Annotated in this window: 19 protein-coding genes; 8 read left to right on the plus strand and 11 right to left on the minus strand. The window is 53.3% G+C overall.

The genetic code is table 11. The features are described 5' to 3' along the window. Positions 1 to 44: 44 nt before the first annotated feature. From choV to F7P81_RS12780, 3 genes are all read right to left on the minus strand, one after another. Entirely contained in the window at positions 45 to 1,082 is a 1,038-nt protein-coding gene (gene choV, locus F7P81_RS12770; protein WP_116087842.1) for a choline ABC transporter ATP-binding protein, read from the minus strand. Between the two features lie 2 nt (positions 1,083 to 1,084). Further along, entirely contained in the window at positions 1,085 to 1,921 is an 837-nt protein-coding gene (gene choW / locus F7P81_RS12775) for a choline ABC transporter permease subunit (protein ID WP_022710101.1), read from the minus strand. Positions 1,922 to 2,044: 123 nt separating this feature from the next. Further along, the gene (locus F7P81_RS12780) at positions 2,045 to 2,950 is read right to left on the minus strand and encodes a choline ABC transporter substrate-binding protein (RefSeq protein ID WP_084664666.1); all 906 of its coding nucleotides are present in this window, start codon (positions 2,948 to 2,950) and stop codon (positions 2,045 to 2,047) included. A 642-nt stretch (positions 2,951 to 3,592) separates the two neighbouring features. Here F7P81_RS12780 and F7P81_RS12785 point away from each other — a divergent pair. Together F7P81_RS12785 and F7P81_RS12790 are read left to right on the plus strand one after the other, a co-directional pair. Continuing rightward, a complete protein-coding gene (locus tag F7P81_RS12785) occupies positions 3,593 to 4,876 on the plus strand; it encodes a DUF2333 family protein (protein WP_374828110.1) in 1,284 nt (427 codons plus the stop codon). A gap of 77 nt (positions 4,877 to 4,953) precedes the next feature. Beyond that, the gene (locus tag F7P81_RS12790) at positions 4,954 to 5,925 is read left to right on the plus strand and encodes a small ribosomal subunit Rsm22 family protein (protein WP_151159791.1); all 972 of its coding nucleotides are present in this window, start codon (positions 4,954 to 4,956) and stop codon (positions 5,923 to 5,925) included. Positions 5,926 to 5,980: 55 nt separating this feature from the next. On the opposite strand, the gene F7P81_RS12795 is transcribed toward F7P81_RS12790, so the two are convergent. Both F7P81_RS12795 and F7P81_RS12800 read right to left on the minus strand, forming a co-directional pair. Continuing rightward, on the minus strand, positions 5,981 to 6,679 hold the full coding sequence (locus F7P81_RS12795) for an OmpW/AlkL family protein (protein WP_151159792.1): 699 nt from the start codon (positions 6,677 to 6,679) through the stop codon (positions 5,981 to 5,983). 148 nt (positions 6,680 to 6,827) lie between these two features. Next, positions 6,828 to 7,808 (minus strand): glutathione S-transferase family protein, encoded by a 981-nt coding sequence (locus tag F7P81_RS12800; protein WP_151159793.1) that lies wholly within the window; start codon positions 7,806 to 7,808, stop codon positions 6,828 to 6,830. Positions 7,809 to 8,204: 396 nt separating this feature from the next. On the opposite strand from F7P81_RS12800, the gene F7P81_RS12805 reads away from it, so the two are divergent. Then, on the plus strand, positions 8,205 to 8,729 hold the full coding sequence (locus F7P81_RS12805) for a GNAT family N-acetyltransferase (RefSeq protein ID WP_151159794.1): 525 nt from the start codon (positions 8,205 to 8,207) through the stop codon (positions 8,727 to 8,729). Positions 8,730 to 8,932: 203 nt separating this feature from the next. Here the strand turns inward: F7P81_RS12805 and F7P81_RS12810 are convergent, their stop codons facing one another. The 4 genes from F7P81_RS12810 to F7P81_RS12825 are packed head-to-tail and all read right to left on the minus strand — an operon-like array spanning position 8,933 to position 15,827. Further along, positions 8,933 to 11,020 (minus strand): glutamine amidotransferase, encoded by a 2,088-nt coding sequence (locus F7P81_RS12810; RefSeq protein ID WP_151159795.1) that lies wholly within the window; start codon positions 11,018 to 11,020, stop codon positions 8,933 to 8,935. A 2-nt stretch (positions 11,021 to 11,022) separates the two neighbouring features. Beyond that, the gene (locus F7P81_RS12815) at positions 11,023 to 13,908 is read right to left on the minus strand and encodes a DUF4159 domain-containing protein (RefSeq protein WP_151159796.1); all 2,886 of its coding nucleotides are present in this window, start codon (positions 13,906 to 13,908) and stop codon (positions 11,023 to 11,025) included. Further along, entirely contained in the window at positions 13,909 to 14,823 is a 915-nt protein-coding gene (locus F7P81_RS17180) for a DUF58 domain-containing protein (RefSeq protein WP_151159797.1), read from the minus strand. After that, the gene (locus F7P81_RS12825; protein ID WP_075656366.1) at positions 14,823 to 15,827 is read right to left on the minus strand and encodes an AAA family ATPase; all 1,005 of its coding nucleotides are present in this window, start codon (positions 15,825 to 15,827) and stop codon (positions 14,823 to 14,825) included. The genes F7P81_RS17180 and F7P81_RS12825 overlap by 1 nt, the downstream gene beginning before the upstream one ends. A 241-nt stretch (positions 15,828 to 16,068) precedes the next feature. On the opposite strand from F7P81_RS12825, the gene F7P81_RS12830 reads away from it, so the two are divergent. From F7P81_RS12830 to blaOXA, 4 genes are all read left to right on the plus strand, one after another. Beyond that, positions 16,069 to 16,632, plus strand: coding sequence for a DUF1285 domain-containing protein (locus F7P81_RS12830; protein WP_246176132.1), 564 nt, complete (start codon positions 16,069 to 16,071; stop codon positions 16,630 to 16,632). A gap of 79 nt (positions 16,633 to 16,711) precedes the next feature. Continuing rightward, on the plus strand, positions 16,712 to 17,323 hold the full coding sequence (locus F7P81_RS12835; RefSeq protein ID WP_151160012.1) for a CoA pyrophosphatase: 612 nt from the start codon (positions 16,712 to 16,714) through the stop codon (positions 17,321 to 17,323). 20 nt (positions 17,324 to 17,343) lie between these two features. Next, the gene (locus F7P81_RS12840) at positions 17,344 to 18,585 is read left to right on the plus strand and encodes a CCA tRNA nucleotidyltransferase (protein ID WP_151160013.1); all 1,242 of its coding nucleotides are present in this window, start codon (positions 17,344 to 17,346) and stop codon (positions 18,583 to 18,585) included. A 128-nt stretch (positions 18,586 to 18,713) separates the two neighbouring features. Then, positions 18,714 to 19,523: a class D beta-lactamase gene (gene blaOXA / locus F7P81_RS12845; RefSeq protein ID WP_151159799.1), complete on the plus strand. Its 810-nt coding sequence runs from the start codon at positions 18,714 to 18,716 to the stop codon at positions 19,521 to 19,523. Positions 19,524 to 19,578: 55 nt separating this feature from the next. Here blaOXA and hemF read toward each other — a convergent pair whose 3' ends face one another. Next, complete coding sequence (gene hemF / locus F7P81_RS12850) at positions 19,579 to 20,493, minus strand: oxygen-dependent coproporphyrinogen oxidase (protein ID WP_151159800.1); 915 nt, start codon at positions 20,491 to 20,493, stop codon at positions 19,579 to 19,581. Positions 20,494 to 20,933: 440 nt separating this feature from the next. On the opposite strand from hemF, the gene F7P81_RS12855 reads away from it, so the two are divergent. After that, positions 20,934 to 21,194, plus strand: coding sequence for a hypothetical protein (locus F7P81_RS12855; RefSeq protein ID WP_022710117.1), 261 nt, complete (start codon positions 20,934 to 20,936; stop codon positions 21,192 to 21,194). An 80-nt stretch (positions 21,195 to 21,274) separates the two neighbouring features. On the opposite strand, the gene F7P81_RS12860 is transcribed toward F7P81_RS12855, so the two are convergent. Further along, positions 21,275 to 21,742, minus strand: a complete 468-nt coding sequence (locus F7P81_RS12860) for a tRNA (cytidine(34)-2'-O)-methyltransferase (RefSeq protein ID WP_183956652.1) — start codon at positions 21,740 to 21,742, stop codon at positions 21,275 to 21,277. Positions 21,743 to 21,761 lie beyond the last annotated feature (19 nt).

Genomic DNA, 21,761 nt, shown 5'->3' on the forward strand with positions numbered 1-21,761 from the left:
GCGCTGATAAGATCAGCGCGGCGTTTTTGTTTGCAGGTTTTAAATTATCTTCGGTGGCGGGTGAGGCTGCGCACCACATCATCGGCAGAAATTTTGCCGACAATCGCACCATTATGCACAACGCCGACATCGCCATTATTGCGCACCATCGCCTGCATAATATCCTGAATTGCGGTTTCCGGTTTTGCTGTTGCTGCAAAAGGGCGGGGCGGCGCACTGCGGTCAAGAGGAGACATGATATCAGCGGCGAGCAACACACCCAGAGGGTTCATATTGGCCACAAAATCCGCCACATAATCATTGGCCGGATTAAGCAGAATATCTTGTCCGCTGCCGCATTGAATAATACGGCCGCCTTCCATGATAGCAATGCGGTTACCGAGTTTCATTGCCTCATCCAGATCATGGCTGACAAAGACAATGGTTTTTTTCAGATGATCCTGCAAATGCAGCAACTCATCTTGCAAGCGCGCGCGGATCAGCGGATCAAGCGCGGAGAAGGGCTCATCCATCAGCAGGATCGGTGCGCCGGTTGCAAAGGCACGGGCAAGACCAACACGCTGCTGCATGCCGCCGGATAATTCACCGACCTTGCGCTTTGCCCAATCCTGCAATCCGACCAGTTCCAGCTGGTTCTGTACCGCTTCTTTGCGTGCCTGTTTGCCTAAGCCTGCAATTTCAAGGCCGAAGCCGACATTGTCCTCGACCGTACGCCATGGCAACAGGCCGAATTGCTGAAACACCATGGAAACCACATGGGTGCGCAGAGCGCGCAATTGTGCAGTGCCGGCTGCGGTTACGTTGATTTCGTCACCCTGATTATAGACCGTGACGCAACCGCGGCTGATCGGGTTCAGGCGATTAATCGCGCGTAAAAGTGTGGATTTTCCGGAGCCGGACAATCCCATCAGGACGAGCAGCTCGCCCTCGCGGATATCGAGCGAGCAATTATGCACGCCGAGAATATGGCCGGTTTCTGCCTGAATTTCCGAGCGGGTAAAGCCCTGATCGGCAAGATCCAGTGCCTTGTCCGTTTTATTGCCGAAAACAATACTGATATTCTGAAGACTGATAGAGGCCATGATTATTTTTCCCTGCCCGGACGGAAAATGCGGTCGAGGATGATGGCGACAACCACAATCACCAGTCCCGCTTCAAAACCGAGCGCGGTATTGACCGAGTTAAGGGCACGCACAACCGGCACGCCCAGCCCGTTGGCTCCGACAAGCGCTGCAATCACCACCATCGACAAAGACAGCATGATGGTCTGGGTGAGACCGGCCAGAATTTGCGGCATGGCATAGGGCAGTTCAATCTTCCAGAGCAACTGGCGGCGCGAAGCGCCGAAAGCCTCTCCGGCTTCTCTTAAGTGTTCCGGCGTTGAAGAAATACCGAGATGGGTGAGGCGGACAGGCGCGGGCAGCACAAAAATGGCTGTTGCCAGCAGACCCGGCACCATACCAATGCCAAAAAACACAATCGCCGGAATGAGATAAACAAAGGTCGGCAATGTCTGCATCAGATCAAGGATCGGGCGCACCACCGCATAAAGCTTTGGCCGGTGTGCCGTTGCAATGCCGAGCGGTACGCCAAGCGCCATACAGATGAAACAGGCTGACAGAACCAGCGTCAGGGTTTCCAGCGTCTGATCCCAATAACCCTGATTGAGGATGAATAAAAACCCGATAATCGTCAGAATGACAGTCGAGATTTTTCTTTGCAGCCCCCATGCGATCGCGGCAAAAATGGCAATCAGAATAAAGGGGTGCGGAAATTTGAGCGCGGCCAGTAAGCCGTCAATCAATGTCTGCATGATGGCGGCAATACCATCAAACAGCCAGCTCAGATTTTCAGTTAACCAGGTGACAACATTCTTCGCTGTGCGCCCGACGGGAATTTTTTGTGATGTCAGCCAGTCCAAAAGTCAGGTCCCCGTTTTCCTGTCAGTCTATTTTTCAATCGGGTTTGGTTTGTGAAAACCATGAATAGTCGTACGGTCAATCTGCTGCCGGTGTGATACCGGCAGCAGATTGTCTGTGTGCGGTCAGAGACCGAAAGTTTGTTTGACAGCCGCAAGACCGTCTTTGCCGTCCAAAGTGGTAACGTCTTTCAGCCATGCATTCAGCGCATCCGGATTGGCTTTGATCCATGCCGTTGCTGCTTTGGCCGGATCTTCACCATCATCCAGAATTTTACCCATGATCTGGTTTTCCATCTCAAGGGTGAATTCAAGATTGGTCAGGAACTTTCCGACATTCGGGCATTGTTCTGTATAGCCGTTCCAGACATTGGTCTCGACCTTCGCGCCACCGAGATTAGGGCCGAAAAAGTCGTCGCCGCCTTCCAGATAACGCATTTCAAAACGGGAATTCATCGGATGCGGTTCCCAGCCGAGGAAAACGACCGGTTTCTTGGCTTTAATATCTTTGGCAACCTGCGCCAGCATGCCCTGTTCGGAAGACTCCGCCAGTTCAAAGCCCTTCAGATCAAAAGCACCTTTGGAAATCATGTCGAGGATCAGGCGGTTGCCGTCATTGCCCGGCTCAATACCGTAAATTTTATTGCCGAGCTGGTCTTTGAATTTGGCAATATCGGCAAAGCTTTTCAGACCTTCATCATAGGCGAAAGCAGGCACTGCCAATGTGTATTTCGCGCCGGTCAGATTGGTGCGCAGGGTGATGACGGTCTTGTCATCAAGATATGGCTGGAGATCGGCAGCCATGGACGGGTTCCAGAAACCGAGGAAAACGTCGATATCTTTTTTGCTCAAGGACGCATAGGTCACCGGCACAGACAGGATTTTGATATCTGTTTTATAGCCAAGACCTTTGAGAATTTCTGTAGCAACCGCTGTGGTCGAGGTAATATCTGTCCAGCCGACATCAGAGAAGCGGATTGTGGAACAGGCTTCAGGTTCTGCCGCCCATGCACCGCCTGCGCTGCCCGCCATAAGAGCGGCACAGGTGAGCGCCAGCACGGATTTGCGGCTTTTGGCTAAGGACAGGTTGGCAGGGTACAGATGTTTCACTGGCAGAAAACGCATGAATATCTCCATTGACCGGATTATATTTATTTATAGCAGAGCATTTCCGCTTCCCCGAAACTGCTCTGTTGTTTGTTTTTATGCAGTTTGAACAGAAAACCGCAGCACTGTTTTGCGCGACATGTCCCGGCCCCAAATCTAAACAAGCATCAAAGTCCGGAGTCTTCAAGCAGTTTTGTGATCCTAGAATCCGCAAACACGACAATTAACGTCGGAATGAGGCAGGCTAAAAATAATATGCAGTAATTTCAAGGCTAAAGCTGAAAATTAAATTCAGACTCACCGGTTGAACCTGCGCTGTTGCGGTTTATATCAAAGTCGTAATGACATTGTTTCGCTGTAAGGCGCCGGTGCCGGTTATGCGGAAGCTGCTTGTGCCGGTTTCAGGCAAAGCGTGCTGAACGGCTTGTGCCGGATTGAATGATTGCTGTTTAAAAAATCCGGCGCTGTTGCGTATTTCTTTGAAACTATGCAAGGGTTTACAGGAAAAATACCTTTCGGGCTGCGTTCTGTTCAGGATGCGGGGCAAGAGCTGACACAAAGGACAAGATCGTGACGGTCATCGGAAATATCTTTGCTTTTATAGGGCGCATAATTGCAGCGCTGTTACGGCTGATCGCTGTACCTTTCGGCGCTTTGTGGCGCGTTTATCAGAGCCTCAGCGTCTTGTGGAAAACCCTTATCGCTGTGGCCGTTATCGGTTGGGCGGGCCTGTATGGTTATTTCGTAGTGCAGACACAGGTCTGGACGAATTTTGATCCGGATTATCCGGCAAAATATGCCTATCAAAGTGCTGTCACACCCGGTGAAATTGTCGAGCCGTCAAAAGCGCTTACATCACCGGCAGCCCCATCACCATCATCGGCAGAAAGCACATCGCCTGCCGACCCGACGGCACTGCCTGCGGAAAATGCCACGGGGAATAATGATAGCACGACCAATAATGCAGCGCCTTCGACTGAGCCAGTAGCACCGCAGCCTGCGCCGCAAATGGCCTTATCGCAGCCGGCAGGGGCGCGGGTTTGTGCACCATCGGCTCTGGCTGAAGTGACCGCTGAACTGACCGATTTCAATGTGAACCAGAATGCATGGGTCTCTTCCATGCTGTTCTATAAAACAGGTTTCTTCGGGTTGGACTGGGACCGGACACCGTTTCTGGATAATAAAGCCTCGTTCCAGCGCGGTGTGCATTCGGCTGTACGCCGCACAACGATTGAATTGGTGGATTCTCTCGGCCGTCTGCGCGGTACTTCGCAGATTGATAATGATCTGCAAAAGGCGCGCGGAAACATGCAGTTCCGTGAGGATACATGGTATTTCGGTCTAAGCCCGTTTGGCCCGAAAACGCCGACACCGAGCTATTATCGTTCCGCCATTAAAGAGCTGCGTGCCTTCAATGCGCGTCTTGAAAAATGCGAGGCAACTTTCGATGCCCGTGCGGACAATCTGATCCAGTATGTGGATCGTATTGCCAGCGATCTCGGCTCGACATCTGCTATTCTGAAAGACCGTTCTGATAATTATCATGCAGGCTGGTTTGACACACGGGCCGACGACCGGTTCTGGTTCGCCTATGGTCAGCTCTACGCCTATTACGGTCTGATCCGCGCAACGCATTCCGACTTTAAGGCCGTTTTGGCTGAGAAACATCTCGATGGTTTGTGGGATACAATGGAGCAGCAATTGCGCTCGGCACTGGATATGCAGCCAACCATCGTTTCCAATGGTCGTCAGGATGCATGGTTCACGCCGTCCCATCTGACGACAATGGGTTTCCACATTCTGCGCGTACGCTCCAATCTGGTGGATATCCGTCAGGTTCTCGAACGCTGATTATCAGAGCAGATATGTTTTAAATCACTCTGCCGCGTGTTAAAGCGCGGCAGAGTTTTTTTACGTGAGATAGAATTATGGAATTACCGGCGGCATTGAGACAGGCTGTGGATGCGCAGTTGCAGGGTGTGGCGCTGGCGGATCTGCAGCGGGCTTCCGGCATCCTCAGCCGTCGTTACCGTGCCGAGACGCGCGATGGCAAATGGCATCTATCCGACGAACTGGCCGCACATGCCTATCTGGCTGCGCGTTTGCCTGCTACTTTTGCCGCTGTGACCTCTGCTTTGCAACATGCGGCTGATATCATCCCAGACTTTGCCCCGCGCAGTCATCTGGATATTGGTGCAGGACCCGGAACAGCATTATGGGCGGCATCTGCCGTCTGGACGGAGATTGAAACATCGCTTCTTCTGGAAGGCAGTAATGCAATCCGTGCTGTAGGCGAGAAGCTTTCTGCTCATGCGCCGGTGGCCGATGTGCAATGGCGTGCCGCCGATGTGACAACGGGGCTGAAAGATGCCAAAGCTGCAGAACTTGTGACACTGGCCTATGTGCTGGATGAACTGAATGAACCTGCACGGCAACAGCTGATTGCGCAATTATGGAACCTGACGGAAGGTATGTTTGTGATTGTGGAGCCGGGAACACCGGCCGGTTGGCAGCGCATTCTCGATGCCAGAGCACAGTTGCAGGTTCTGGGCGCGCATATCGCAGCGCCTTGCACCCATAGTCAGGCTTGCGCTGTGCAGACACCGGACTGGTGTCATTTCTCCCGTCGCGTGGCACGTTCCAAAATCCACCGTCTGACCAAAGAGGCAGATGTGCCTTGGGAGGATGAAAAGTTTAGTTATCTGGCTGTCAGCCGTCAGCCGGTATCCCTTTCAGGTCAGCGGGTGCTGATGCAGCCGAAAACCGGTGGCGGGAAAGTTATTGCTAAACTATGCAGCACTGACGGACAGGTTGCAGAACATCTGATTACCAAGCGAGATAAAGACCTGTTCGGACAGGCGCGACGCGCTGACTGGGGTGATCTGATCGGTGCGGAATAAGATTTGAGATGCTAAAAAAAAGCCCGCTTTTCAGCGGGCTTTTTAATTGCTCATATCAGAAGCGGTAAGTGATACCGGTACCGATCAGCCATGGGTCAAGTTTGGCTTTACCGCTCATCTGAGCGCCGCCAACGGTTACATCAAAATCAGGACGCAGATAGAGTTTCTTCACATCGAAGTTGAAGCCCCAATGATCGTCGATCATATAGTCGAAACCAACCTGTAATGCGCCGCCGAAAGTGTTTTTAACTTTCAGATAATCAGCATCATGAGATTTCTGGTTGTAGAAGATGCTGTAATTCACACCGGCACCGACATAAGGTTTGAATGCGCCGAAATCAGTGAAGTGGTATTGCAGGGTCAGAGTTGGTGGCAACAGCCAGACTTTACCGACATCCAGACCATCGATTGCGCCTTTACCGTCAACATTGGCATAGGTCGTACCGAGGATCAGTTCAGCTGCAATATTATTGGTGAAGTAGTAGGAAATATCGAGTTCAGGCACCACTGTGTTGGAGTATTTCAGGCCGGAACCCGGAACTTCATTCACATGGCCTTTGTTTTCTGTGATGACGCCAAGCGCACGTACACGAACCTGCCACGGGCTGAGCGCCACGGCAAGCGGTTCCGATACCTGCGGTTCAACCGGTGCGATAACCGCATCTGCGGCCAGTGCAGGCTGCATAGCGATAGCGGTGAGAGCAGTTGCAGCAAGAAGAGCACATGTATGACGATTTGCCGGGAGGATAGCCATGTCTGTTTTCCTTAAAGTCTGAGAATGAAGGCAAACTGACAGCGGGCAGGCGGCTTTCCATTGATTGAAATCAATTGCAGATAATAAAACACCGCATAGCGGGATGTTCGCTATGCGGTGTGATAAAACTGTCACTTAATATGTGAGCTTAGCTGAAACGGGCACGGTCATGCGGTGCATCATAATCAAGCTGCGGGCCGAGGGGGACAACACCGGTCGGATTGATTGTTTTATGGCTCATATAATAATGGTTTTTGATATGTGTGAAATTCACAGTACCGGCAACACCCGGCACCTGATAAAGCTCACGTACATAGTTTGAGATATTCGGATAGTCGGCAATCCGTGCTTTGTTACATTTGAAGTGACCGACATAGACCGGATCAAAACGGATCAGTGTGGTGAACAGACGCCAGTCCGCTTCAGTCAGACGGGAGCTGGTGAGATAGCGTTGTTTGCCGAGAATGGTCTCAATCTTGTCCAAAGCATCAAACACATTGCTATAGGCTTCTTCATAGGCCTCCTGAGAGGTGGCAAAGCCTGCTCGGTAAACGCCGTTATTGATATTCGGATAGACGAACTCATTCATTGCATCAATTTCTGCGCGGAGATCTTCCGGATAGAAATCAAGCGACGCGTCACCGAATTCATTGAAAGCAGTGTTGAGCATACGGATAATTTCAGCGGATTCATTGGAGACAATGGTCTGCTGCTGTTTGTCCCAGAGAACCGGAACAGTCACGCGGCCGGAATAGTTCGGGTCGGCACGGGTATAGATTTCATAGAGGCGTTTGGCACCATAGAGATGATCCGGCGTTGCGCCGTCTTTGCCGGTCAGCGTCCAGCCTTCTTCCGCCATCAGATAATCAACAACTGAGACGCTGATGACATTTTCCAGTTTCTTCAGCGCGCGGAAAATCAGTGTGCGATGCGCCCACGGACAGGCCAGCGATACATAGAGGTGATAGCGTCCGGCTTCAGCTTTGAAACCACCGGTGCCGCTGGGGCCTGCGCTGCCATCTGCTGTGATCCAGTTGCGGAATTGCGAAGCGGAGCGGACAAAGCGGCCGTCTGTGGCTTTCGTATCATACCATTGGTCGTGCCATTTGCCGTCAACTAAGAGACCCATAAGAATATTCCTTATATTGGCCGCGTTAATCCGGATAACTCAACGGCAGCGGCAGAGAATTCTGATCCTTAATGTAATACATAATGCGGGAAAGTCTCGCCTGATCTGGCTGTTTTTACGAAACACGCTGTCCTGAAAACAGGACGATGTTTTGTTTGGACTGTTTTCCGGCACGGCTCTTTACGATCAAAAAAAATGATGTTAAGCAAACACACCGCACCAGTTTGCGGCTATTCACCTTTCAGGAGAACGGAATTGACAGGTCTGCAGTTCATCCGACGATGAAATTGTAAACGGTGCGCGGCACCGGTGGATACCTGTTTGCGTTTTTATGCCCCATAGCGGCGACAAATCACGCGATAATTCTGAACTAAATCTCTGAAATAGTGATGTGCCATGTTGCAGTCTGAACTGACTTACACGCAGGAAACCTGCGCCCACGATGCGGAAATCGAAGAAATCAATGCGCTTGCTTTTGGTCCGGGCAGATTTGTCCGCGCAGCTGCGCGTATCCGCGAGGGCGGGGCGCATGACCGCGATTTGTCTTTTGTGGCTCTTCATGGCGGAAGGCTGATCGGCTCCATCAGAATGACACCGATTGCTATCGGCACCACACCTGCGTTGCTGCTGGGGCCGCTGGTCGTGCGGGATGGCTGGAAAAGCCGCGGCATTGGCCGGATATTGATGAACCAGTCGATGGAAGCCTCAGCAAAAGCAGGGCACAGGCTGAGCCTGCTTGTCGGCGATGCGCCTTATTATAATGCTTTCGGCTTTGTGAAAGTGGATGCCAATAAGGTGATTATGCCGGCACCGGTTAATCCGGAGCGGCTGCTTGCCTGTATTCTGCCGGGAGCTGAAACTCTGTCAGGCCCTGCGCTCAATGAGCTGGCGGGGCAGGTTAAGCATCTCAACCAGCTTTGATGTAAAAAGCGGTTTCAGTGATCTGAAACCGCTTCATTTCCTTATTTGCCGCGTACCTTTTCCGATCGAAGCAGGACGAGAAATCAGTCCAGTGAACTGATTTCCCTGCGTAGGCGCTTCAGACTTTTCGGGATACGCTCTGGATTCTTGAGCGGTCGCATTATCACTGCCGTCAAGTTGATTCAACTTGACTGTGAAATGCTCTATCGCCCTTCACGATACCATGTGCCGCCGAGAATAAGCAGCAGTGCGGCTAAAGCCAGCAGGCTGGTGAAAAGCGGAATGCGATGTACCGCTACCAGACTTGTATCCTGAGTAGGCCGCAGCCCCAGAAGAGTGGCAGGGCTTTGTTTTTGCGACGGGTTCATCAGCGAAACATCGGGCACGGAGATTGCAGCCTGTTCAGTTATTTTTTTCAGACGCAGAACATTGCCGCCGCTGGCCTGCGCCACAGGCAGCAATTTTTGTGTTGTGGAAATACTGTCGCGCAGTTCCGGCGTGTCCACATTGCCGACATGGGCAAGCACGGAATAATCACCGTTCTCAATCTTATACAGTCCCTGTTCATCGGCCGGTAATTGCGCTGTGAACTGTCCGGCAACGGATTGCGTCAGCGGCACTTCAATGATTTTGCCGGATGGCGTGGTAACTTTGGCCGGAGCGGCCTTGTCGCTCATAGTCTGGCGGGTAATCTCCAGACGATCCGCAGTGCCTTTGGCCGTCAGCGCTTCTTCTTCCAGTTCCGGTTCCTGCATCAGCCAGTGTGCCATACGGCGATAGAGCGATGCATATGGCCCGCCGCCTTCAAAATCACGCGCCCAGAGCCAGCCCTGATCGGACAGCAACATGCCGACACGGCCTTTACCCTGATGGCCGAGCACCATCAGCGGCTTGTTGTCAGGCCCCTGCATGACGGTTTCGCCCTGCGGTGTGGCAATATCAATCGAGCGGAACCAGCGTCCCCATTGCGGCGGTTCCTGTTCACTGCCTTCCAGCCCGCGTGTGACAGGATGGCGCTTTCCGGCTTCAGTCAGACGCGGATAGAAGCCTTTTTCCGTGACATCACCGGTTGGCAATGCAGGCAAAACGCTGAGCAGCGGCGTGCGTGCAATCGACATACTGTCTGCATATTCAGGGCCTGCGGCGATCAGCAGGGCGCCGCCATTTTGCACATATTGGGCGATATAATCATAATAGAGCAGCGGCAGCACATTCCGGTGCTGATAGCGGTCGAAAATAATCAGATCGAAATCTTCTACCTTATCGACGAATAATTCGCGCGTCGGAAAGACAATCAGCGATAATTCATTGATCGGCGTGTCATCCTGCTTTTCCGGCGGACGCAGAATGGTGAAATGCACGAGATCGACAGAGGTGTCGGATTTCAGCAGGTTGCGCCATGTGCGCTCGCCATTATTCGGTTCACCGGATACCAGCAGCACACGCAGATTTTCGCGGATGGCATCGATCAGCGCCACCGCCTGATTATTGGCCGTGGTGACTTCACTGTTCAGCGGTTCTGTGGCGATTTCCACAATATTGCGACCGGCATGGGGCAGAGTGATCTCGGTTTTGACATCCTGACCAATGGCCGCCGGAACTGTGGCGACCAGTTCGCCATTGATACGGATGGTGACGCTGGACTGTGATGCATCCACCGGAATTTTACCGGCATCATCCACACGGAAAACCAGTTCCTGCGGCTTGCCGCTGAGGCCGAAGCGCGGCACGCGGATGAAGCGGATACTGCGGTCGAATTCATCACCGGTACCGGTAATCAGCGCATGAAGGGGGGCCTTAAAATTCAGCTCGTCTGCTTTGGCAGGCACATCATGAACCTGACCATCAGTAATCATAACCGCACCGCCGATGCGTGACGGCGGCACATCGCGCAGGCCTTCATTCAGGGCTGTAAATAAGCGTGTATTGTCACGGTTTTCAGTACCGGAACCGGCTTCGATAATCCGTGTTTCAATATCGGATTGTGCGCCGAGCTTTTGTTTTAGCGCTTCAAGCGCGGCATCCGTATCCTGTGTACGACTGCCCTGAGACTGGCTGGCGCTGCGGTCAACCACAATGCCGACAATGGTTTTGAGCTGCTCGCGCTGCTCACGTGTGATCTCCGGATTAAACAAGGCCAGTGCAAGCGCTGCAAAACCGCCAAAACGCAACCAGCTGCCGCGTTTGCGTAAGAACAAGCCAGCCAGAGTAATGAGAGCCAGCGGAGCCAGACAAAGTCCGAGCCAGAGCGGTGAGAGCAGGGGGGAGAAATGCAGGGAAAACAGGCTCATTATCAGTTCCCCAGCCGTTCCAGCAAAGCGGGCACATGCACCTGATCTGCTTTGTAATTACCGGTCAGCACATACATCACCATATTCACACCGCCGCGCAGTGCATAGATGCGCTGCATCGGATCATTCGGCACGGTCGGATATAGCGGTTGCCAGTTTTCATCCATCGCCCATGCACCGGCCAGATCATTGGCGGTGATAAGGATCGGGCTCACACCATCACCATTGCGCACAGGCCTGTCGGCGGGCTGGTCAGCGGCATCCGGATTATCGGCAGGGGCTTCCGCCCAAAGCGGGCTGCCACGATAGCGTCCGGGAAAATCCGGCATCAGAAAAAATGTTTTGCTCAGCACATGATTATCGGCAACGGGTGCAAGAGGCGGAACATTCATCGCATCCAGCATATCACGCAGCCGCTGGGTAGCAGGGCTGGTACCATTCAACCCGCTTGTGTCGCCGGAGAGCTGGTCGCGGGTGTCAAAAATCACCGTGCCGCCCTGCTGCATATAGGCATCAATGCGCTGCAGCGCTTTTTCACTCGGAAAAGGGGCTTTTTCATCAACCGGCCAATAGATCATCGGATAGAAAGCGAGCTCGTCATTTTCCGGATTAATACCGACCGGTGCACCGGGTTCCAGTGAGGTTTTATCTGCAACAAACTGATTGAGACCGCTAAGCCCGACACGGCTTACATCATCTGTCGCTTTGTTGCCGGTAATGACATAAGCGAGATGGGTGACATCCAGCACGTCAATTTTTGCCTGATCGTCGGGCTTGCTATCGTCTCTGACTTGCGCTTCCTGTGCCAGAACCGGCTGCACTATGAAGGGCGCAGCTGTCAGACTTGCGGATAAAGCGAACAGGATAAGCAGGGATTTCACGGTGCCGGACGCTTTGTCGGTAAAGTTACGCGATCTGTTCCGCGAGAAGGTGCCGCCGATCCACAGCATCAGCAAGCCATCGAGTGCCAGCAATATTGCGGCCAGCGCAAAGAGCGAGCCTTGCAGATTAACGGTCTGTGCCTTGGTGGCCGGTACCATTGCAAGATTGGTCGTCATTTCCGGTTTGGTAAGCGGGTTCAGAACTGTGTCACTCTTCATCAGGTTCAGTGCTTTATAAGCCTGTTCTGTGCCGTAAAGTCCGGGCGGATTAAGCAGCGAGGCTTCCGGTGTTTTGCCTTTTTCAATCACCAGCGGCTGTGCAGCTGCGGGCTGGCCTGTCAGATTACCTGCGGCATCCAGCAGGCGATAGGCAGGCAGTGTCACTGTTTGCTCACCGGCTGCATTGGCAGCCTGTGCGCCGGATGTTTCGGTAAGCCTGCGCAGAAGATCAACAAATCCGCCTGAGAGCGGCAGGTTAGACCAGCCGATATCCGGTGCGATATGAAACAGAACCAAGCGCCCCGCGCCACGGTTTTCACCGGTAATCAGCGGTGTACCATCGGCAAGATTGAGCCAGCTTTTTTGCATCAGATCCGGTGACGGCTCTGCCAGAACCTGGCGCAATACAGTGACATCATCAGGCAGTTGGATATTGCGGAACGGACTGTTTTCCGGTGCGGGAGCGACGGGTTGCGGCGTTGACCATGACAAGGTGCCGCCAAGATTGCGCTGACCGCTGCGCAATTGTACCGGCAGCAGCGGATCGCGTTTGGTGTCCGTATCGCTTTGTGCTGCCGCCAGACGCGGGCCGGCAAAGCGCAGCAATGTGCCGCCGTTTTCAACCCATTGCATCAGTTTTGCAGCGGTGCTTTCCGGCAGTCTGCCGATATCCGACAAGACAATAACAGAGGGTTTCTGCTCTAGCAGGCGATCAACAGACTGGCTCAGGTCGCGGTCATTGGCGTTAATAAGGTCGGCAAAAGGTGCCAGTGCCGAGGAAATATAATGCAATGGCGACAACAGCGAATGTGCTTTGTCAGCATTGCTTGCATCCAGCAGGCCGACACGGCGGCGGCGGTTATTCTCATCCAGCAACCATGTGGCTGCGGCATGGCGCATCTGATCTGCCCGCACCATGGCAATATCATTGCGCAACTCAACCGGAATGGTCATTTGCGCCACGGTCTTGGTTTCTTTCTCGGCAAAATCCGCCTGTGTTTGCGCCAGCACACGCCCCTGATTATCATAGGCGCTGAGCTGAACTTTGGCTGCCTGCACATCATTGGACGGGCGCAACAGATCAATCACCAATGCATTCTGCTGATTGGCTACACCCTGAACGGCAAAAAGCTGCTGACTGTCCGGCATAATCAGCTGGATGGTCGTGGCTTTCAGTTTGTCGAGAGCCGTAAAGGCTTGTTGATCCTGTGCAGTCTCCAGTCCGTCATTCAGATAAAAAATGCGGCTGTCAGCTGTATTGTTCAGAGCAGTGCCAAGACGTTCAGCGGCAGCCAGACGTTCAACCGGAACAGCACGCGGCTCCAGTGCCTGCAAGCGTTCCAGTGCCTGCGCAGCCGTGAAAGGCCCGCTTGCTGTGTTTTGCGGATCGGCAGTGGCAATCAGATAGACCGGAGCATCATTTTTCTCTGCATTGGAGATCAGCCATTGCGCCTGATTTTCATAGGCTGCCCATTGCGGGGCAGAAGCCCAGCCATTGTCGATCATGATGACAACCGGCTGCGCACCGGTGAAAGTGATCGGCTGTGGTTTCCACACCGGCCCTGCAACGGCGAAGATCACCAGAGCGGCCAGAACCAGACGCAGCAGCGTCAGCCACCACGGGCTTTTGCTGGCCTCCTGATCGTGACGGGCAATTTTTGCCAGAATAGCCAGCGGTGGAAACGGCTCCTGTGCCGGTTTAGGCGGCGTTGCACGGAGCAGCCACCAGATAACGGGCAGAGTGAGTAGACCGGCAAGCAGCCACGGGGCAGTAAAAATCAGCGGCATTTACGCGGCGCCTCCGCCGGTGGAAGAATGATGTCCGAGAAAGCCATGGAGTGTGGTCAGAGCCTGTGCTGCCGGTTTATCTGTTGCGCTGGTGATAAAACTCCAGCCAAAACGGGTGCAGGTTTCACGCAGAAATTCACGCTGTGCCTGATAGAGCCTGCGATAATCTTCCGCATAATTCTGCGCACGACCGGCGACAAGAATTTGACCGGACACAGGGTCTCTGAATTCTGTGCGGCCGGAAAACGGAAAATCCGCCTCCGCGGGATCGGCAACGGCGATGAGATGCGCACGGATACCGCGCCTGGCAATCTGGTCAAGCTGCGTGCTGAGTATATCGGCAGGCTGCAAAAAATCACTGATCAGCACCAGTTCATTAAAACGCTGCAAAGGCTGAAGATCAGGTTGTGCTGCTAAAGTACCGGTTTGCAATAAGGCGGTTGCCAGACGCTCTGCACCATTGCGGGCGAGCAATGGCGGCAGCACATCAGGATAGGCAATACGTTCACCGGAGCGGCTGAACAATTCGGCCAGTGCCAGTGTCAGCACCAATGCGCGATGCTGTTTGGAAACCGGACTGAAACGGGACTGATAGAGCATGGACGGCGACGGGTCGCACCACAGCCAGATTGTATGCGCCGTTTCCCATTCACGGTCACGCATATAGGTATGGTCGTCGCGGGCTGAACGCCGCCAGTCAATGCGCGAGAGCATATCGCCCTGCGCATAAGGGCGGAACTGCCAGAAATTATCGCCGGTGCCGCGTTTGCGCCTGCCATGCCAGCCATTGATGACAGAGCCGGCAATATGGCGTGCCTGCGTAATCAGATCAGGCATCAGTGCTGCCTGCCTGCGCGATGGCGCCAGCAGATCAACAGCCTGTTTAGAACGGGTTATGGCACCGGTTGCTGTCATCAGTTGAGCGCCTGTGTCAGTTTGGCAATCACATCACGCACGCCCACACCATCGGCACGCGCGGCAAAATTGAGAGCCATACGATGCTGAAGAACCGGTTCTGCCAAGGCTTTCACATCATCAACAGAAGGGGCAAGACGTCCTTCGTAGAGCGCGCGGGCGCGGGTGCAGAGCATCAGTGCCTGACCGGCACGCGGGCCGGGACCCCAGCTGATATGGTTTTTCGCATGGTCATTATCCGCATCAGGACGGGCTGAGCGAACCAGTTTCAGAATAGCTTCAAGCACAGTTTCCGGCACCGGCATCTGACGGATCAGCTGCTGGATTTCCTGCAGGCGCGTGGCTTCAATCACTTTGGCTGGTCGTGCCTGCATTGTGCCGGTGGTGTTGAGTAACACGGCACGTTCCGCATCAATATCCGGATAATCCAGATCAATCTGCATCAGAAAACGGTCGAGCTGAGCTTCCGGCAGCGGATAGGTGCCTTCCTGTTCAAGCGGGTTCTGGGTCGCCAGCACATGGAACGGGCTTGGCAGATCATGGCGCTGACCGGCAACGCTGACATGATATTCCTGCATCGCCTGCAACAAAGCAGACTGCGTGCGCGGCGATGCACGGTTGATCTCATCGGCCATCAGCAGCTGGGCGAAAACCGGCCCTTTAATATAACGGAAAGAACGGCGTCCGTCGCTGTCCTGATCCATGACTTCAGAACCGATAATATCGGACGGCATCAGATCAGGCGTAAACTGGATGCGCTTTTCATCAAGGCCGAGGACAGTACCCAGCGTTTCCACCAGACGGGTTTTGGCAAGCCCCGGCACACCGACGAGCAGGGCATGGCCACCGGCCAGCAATGCGACCAGCGTATTTTCAACCGCTTGCTCCTGACCGTAAATAACCTGTCCGATTTGCTGACGGATCAGATTAATGTCACTGGCAGCCTGATCGGCAGCCCGTATCACGGCATCAGGATCAATTTTCGACGCAGCGGTAAAATTCATGATGTCCTCTTTATTCCAGATCAGATGCTTTATCTGGTTTACTTGAATCATCGGGCAAGACTATGTCATGCTGACGGGAGCGTAAATGGCACAGTTCGCATTAACCGGAATGCACCGGACTGTCAGGCACAGGTCTTAACAGGAAACTGAAATGAACAGCGGTAATATATCGAAAAATAAAGAAACTGCTGATGTTGATGCCGGTTCTGCCACCAATCCTTCAAGCGGGCTTGATGCGCTGATGCGCCGTGCCGCCAGTCAATTGCCTGAGGGAAAAGAAGGCAAAGGTCTGCCGCCGGTGGAACGCTGGGAACCGGATTTTTGCGGCGAGCTGGATATGGAAATCAAAGCCGACGGCACGTGGTTCTATATGGGCACGCCGATCGGTCGCCCTGCATTGGTGCGCCTGTTCTCAACCGTGTTGCGCAAGGATGCCGACGGTAAAACCTATCTGGTAACACCGGTGGAAAAAATCGCCATCCGTGTGGAAGATGCGCATTTCAATGCCGTGGAGATGCATGTTTCCGGCGAGGGGGAGGCGCAGGTTCTCACTTTCCGCACCAATGTCGGCGATGTGGTTGAGGCGGGAGAGCAGCATCCGCTGCGTTTTGTAACGGATAGTGAAACCGGCGGTTTCAAACCTTATATATTGGTGAGAGGGCGGCTGGAGGCGCTGGTCAGTCGCGCAGTTATGTATGATCTGGCAGCACTCGGAGAAGAACTGATGATCGACGGAAAGCTGATGTTTGCCCTGCGCTCCAATGGCCGGATATTTCCGGTGATGGCTGCTGAAAATTTACAGTGATACTATGAAAAACTTGATGACTGATACAGGTTTTACCGCACAGGATCTGATGCGGAGAGTTGAACAGAAACAAAGCTTTATGGCGGTTGCTGATGAATTTGATTCAGGCGGCCTGCCTTTGTCCGGCGATCATGCACTCAATCCCCAATGGACTGCCTCTCATGTGATGGCGGGAGCTGATCCGCGGTTGAAGATCAAGCTCAAACCGGCGGCAGTGCTGATCCCTGTGGTGGATCACGGCGATCATGCCAGTGTGCTGCTGACCACGCGCAATGCGCAGATGCGCAGCCATTCCGGTCAGGTCGCTTTTCCCGGTGGTAAGATTGATGCTGAGGATCTGAGCCCCGAACATGCGGCTCTGCGTGAAGCCCATGAGGAAATCGGACTGGATGCACGGCATACGCAGACACTCGGTCGTCTGCCGCAATATATGACCGGCAGCGGTTATACGATTACGCCGGTGCTTGCGGTGATACGGACGCCGTTTGAGCTTCACGCCAATCCCGACGAGGTGGCGGATATTTTTGAAGTGCCGCTGCATTTTCTGATGGATCCGCGTGAGCATCATCGTGAGAGCCGGATCTTTGCGGGGCATGAGCGGTTTTTCTATGCCATCCATTATCAGAATCGGAATATCTGGGGCGCAACAGCGGGGATTATCCGCAGCCTCTATGAAAGGCTTTATGCGTGAGTGAAAAGACAACAACTGTGCTGAATATTGCAGATCGTGCGGAGTGGCTTGCCGTGCTGTCTTTGCAGCAATTGCTGGCAGCACTGGCTGAAGATGGTGAAGAAGCGCGGGTGGTTGGCGGTGCCGTGCGCAATACCCTTCTGGGCGAACCGGTGGGCGATATTGATATTGCCTCGACAACCTTACCGGAAGAGACCAAAGCGCGTGCCGAGAAATGCGGTTTTAAAGTCGTGCCGACCGGCATTGACCATGGCACAGTGACTGTTGTTGCCCATGGTGTGCCTTATGAGGTGACAACTTTGCGTGCCGATGTGGAAACGCATGGACGACAGGCCACAGTCGCTTTTGGCCGTGACTGGCAGGTTGATGCCGAGCGTCGGGACTTTACCGTCAATGCGCTTTATGTGCGTGCCAATGGCGATGTGGTGGATCATGTCGGCGGGCTTGCAGATATTGAAAAGCGCGAGTTGCGTTTTATCGGCGATGCGGAAACGCGGATTACGGAGGATTATCTGCGTATTCTGCGCTTCTTCCGTTTCTTCGCCTGGTATGGCTCGGGACGGCCGGATGCGGCAGGGCTGAAAGCCTGTGCCAAGCTGAAAAGCCATTTGCAAACCTTGTCCGCTGAGCGGGTGTGGTCAGAGCTGAAGAAGCTGCTTTCTGCTCCTGATCCGTCACGCGCCTTGCTATGGATGCGCCAGTCCGGTGTGCTGACCCAGATTTTGCCGGAGAGCGAGAAATGGGGCATTGATGCTATTCATGCGCTGGTGCGCAGTGAACGCGATCTGGGCTGGAAGCCGGATGCTTTGCTGCGCTTGCAGGCGATTGTGCCGCCGGATGCAGCGCGCATGGCCGAGCTTGGCAAGAGGCTGCGCCTGTCCAATGCCGATAAAGCCCGTCTGGAAAGCTGGGCGCTGGCTGATCTGCCTAAGCCGGAACTGTCGGAGACAGGTCTGGTTAAGCTGATTTATAGCGGTTCGCGGCAGGCTTTGGTTGACCGGATTAAGCTGGCTCTGGTTTCTGCACGTGGAGAGGCTGAAAATGATAATCAGGCGATGATGCGGGCAGGTCAGTATAGTCGTTTGCTGGATGTGGCAGAGCAGGCTGACATACCGGTATTTCCGGTCAGCGGAGCTGATCTGATGAAACTGGGTTTTGAAAAAGGCCCAGAACTTGGCAAACAACTCAAAACACTGGAGGCGGCATGGTTGGCTTCCGGATTTGAGCTTAATAAAGAAAATTTGTTAGCAACATTATCCTGACATATCGGGGCGGAAATTCCGCCCCGTTTTTGTTTTTAGCTGCCGGTTCAGATGATTAATGCGATTTCTGCAGGTCATGATTCATCTGAGGTGATTTAAATAATTTCAGAATTCCGGAGTTGCGTATCATGGATAAAAAATTGCGATCAGCGGCATTATTGGCTTTTGCGCTGACAAGCGGCACGAGTTTTCAGGCTCAGGCCGGAGAGAAGGGGATTGTAACGGAATGTGCGGTGGTTATGGATGCCGCAACGCAGAAAATCCTTTCCCGTAAAGGTATTTGCGACAAACGCTTTACACCGGCATCGACGTTTAAAGTGCCGCTTGCCGTGATCGGTTATGACAAAAATATCCTCCGCTCTGAGCATGATCCGGTCTGGCAGTGGAAGCCTGAAATGGAAGCGCCGGAACGTGACCGGATTGCAGTTGATCCGGCGCGGTGGCTGGAGCAGTCGGTTGTCTGGTATTCACGTGAGATCACAAAACAGTTGGGACAGAAACAGTTTTCCGAAGCTGTCGCAGCCCTTGATTACGGGAATAAGGATGTTTCGGGCAGAGCCGGAAAACAAGACGGGCTGACAGATTCATGGATCGGCTCTTCACTGGAGATTTCACCGGACGAGCAGGTGCAATTTCTGAATAAGCTTGTGCATGAGACTTTGCCGGTCTCCAAGCCGGCACAACAGAAAGCCAAAGCTGCCATGACGGTTTTTACATCGGAAAAAGGCTGGAAAGTTACCGGCAAAACCGGCGCTGCGCGGTTGCGTGATGCAAATGGCAAATTTGCAGGGGAGCAGCGCTTAGGCTGGTTTGTCGGTTGGGCGGAAAAGGATGGTCGTCAATTGGTTTTTGCCAAGATGCAGGTCTTTGACAAGGCATTAAAGACCAGCCCTGGGCTACTGATCCGCGGGCAGTTCCTGAAAAATTTTGATCAATAAAGAACGGCGCTCTCATAAAAAAAACGGGGACTGATGCCCCCGTTCTGATTTTATATTAAGGCCATTTCACCACTGGCGGCATGGAAGACAGGATCGAGGCGATATTACCGCCGGTCTTGAGACCGAAGATCGTGCCACGGTCATGCAGCAGGTTGAATTCTACATAGCGGCCGCGACGGATCAGCTGTTCCTCGCGGTCAGCGTCTGTCCATGGCTGGTTGAAGTTCTGGCGCACAATATGCGGATAGACGACAGCAAAGCAGCGGCCGACATCGCGGGTAAATGCAAAGTCTGCATCCCAGCCGCCCTGTTCATCGCTTGAATGCAGCCAGTCATAGAAGATGCCGCCAATACCGCGCGGTTCCTGACGATGCGGCAGATAGAAATATTCATCGCACCATTGTTTCATGCGGTCGTAATCGGCAATGCCTGCATGTTTGTTGCAGACGAAATTCAGCGCCTTATGAAAAGCCTGACTGTCGGTGTCTTCCTGCGCGCGGCGACGATCAAGCACAGGGGTCAGATCGGCGCCACCGCCGAACCACTGGCGTGTCGTCACAACCATACGTGTATTCATATGCACTGCCGGTACATTCGGGTTCTGAGGATGGGCAATCAGCGAAAGACCGCTCGCCCAATAGCGCGGATCTTCATCGGCACCCGGAATCTGGGCGCGGAACTCCGGCGAAAACTCGCCATAGACCGTAGAGACATGAACGCCGACTTTTTCAAAAACGCGGCCATGCATCATCGACATAACACCGCCGCCGCCACGGCCTTCGTCTTTTGCCCAAGGGGTGCGGACAAAGCGGCCGGCTTCACGGTCACTGAGCGGGCCTGTCAGTTCGTCTTCAAGGGTTTCAAACAGGGAGCAGATACGGTCACGTAATTCTTCGAACCAGTTTTGTGCCAGTTGTTTTTTGTCTTCAAGATTATCTGGAAGATGAGCTGGAAGATCCGGACGTTGCATGCTTGGTTCCTTATTATGTTTTGGGAGCTTTGGGCGAAGCCGCAGCGCCAGCATATCAGCAGCTGTCAACAGGTTATATAGTCTTCATAAACCGGATTATGTTTATGAAAGCTTTCTGCTTTTCGGAAAATGACAGATTTCGTTCATACTTTACAGCGATAACAGGCGCGGAAATGACTCGTTTCGGATGAGATTCTGCTGTAAATTGCATAAGAGCGTGTCGCATTTAGTGGAATTCATGATGCTGGCTCTAACAATTTGTTTTGACGCATGTCTTGATCCCAAAACCGGTTTCCACTTTTGGGAGACATGCTCTGTAGAGTTGTAAGTCCCTGTGCAGCTTCTGCTTGTAGTGTGTGTAAACATATTTGAGTGTTGAGCGTGGTGCTTATTCTGCTTTGTCTTTTGAGCCCGTCAGGGCGCTGTAAAGGAGATCGCTTATGACATCCATTCCGCCGAAACCGCCATTGGAAGGTTTGCGCAGGCAGATGCGCAAAGCAGCATCCGGCGTGAAGCCGAATATCAGCGACGGCTATATCCGCGAAACATTTTCACTGCCTCGCAGCATAGCGCGGGTTAAAGCGCGGGAATGGTTTGAAACCTATCCGAAAGCCGCTTACTGGACAGAAATTGAAAGCTGGTATGTGCGCCCGAATGATGTGATCGAATTCACCATCCGCCGTCTGCCAAGCTCTGACTAAACAGGTTAGCGCTGTTTGCTCATATTCTGATTCAAGTGGATCAGAATATGATTCTGTTATTCTTTTTAATTGACTGATATTTAAAGATTTATTCTAGTTTTGCCCTGTCGAATAGCTTCTCCGGCGGCCATTGCCACCGAAAGCGCGAGGTTGAGTGAGCGTGCGCCTTCGACCATCGGGATGATGATCCGTTCCTCACAGGTCTCATGCACATAGTCCGGCACACCGGCAGATTCACGGCCAAACAGCAAAATGTCATCCGGCCGGTAGCTGAAATCCGTATAGGGTTGTGCCGCCTTGGTGGAGAGCAGCACCAGTCTGCGGTTTTCAGACAAGCGCCAGTTGTTGAAATGCTCCCAGTCGAGATGGCGGGTCAGCGCTGCCTGTTCCAGATAATCCATGCCCGCACGTTTCAGCCCGCGATCGGAGAGGTCAAAACCGGCTGGTTCAATCACATGCACGGCCAGTCCGAGACAGGCTGCCATACGCAGGATGGTTCCGGTATTGCCGGGAATGTCAGGCTGGAAGAGGGCGATATGTATTGTCATCAGGCTGTTGCTTCTGTTT

This window comes from Pseudochrobactrum saccharolyticum, from assembly GCF_008801715.1.
Classification (GTDB): domain Bacteria; phylum Pseudomonadota; class Alphaproteobacteria; order Rhizobiales; family Rhizobiaceae; genus Pseudochrobactrum; species Pseudochrobactrum saccharolyticum.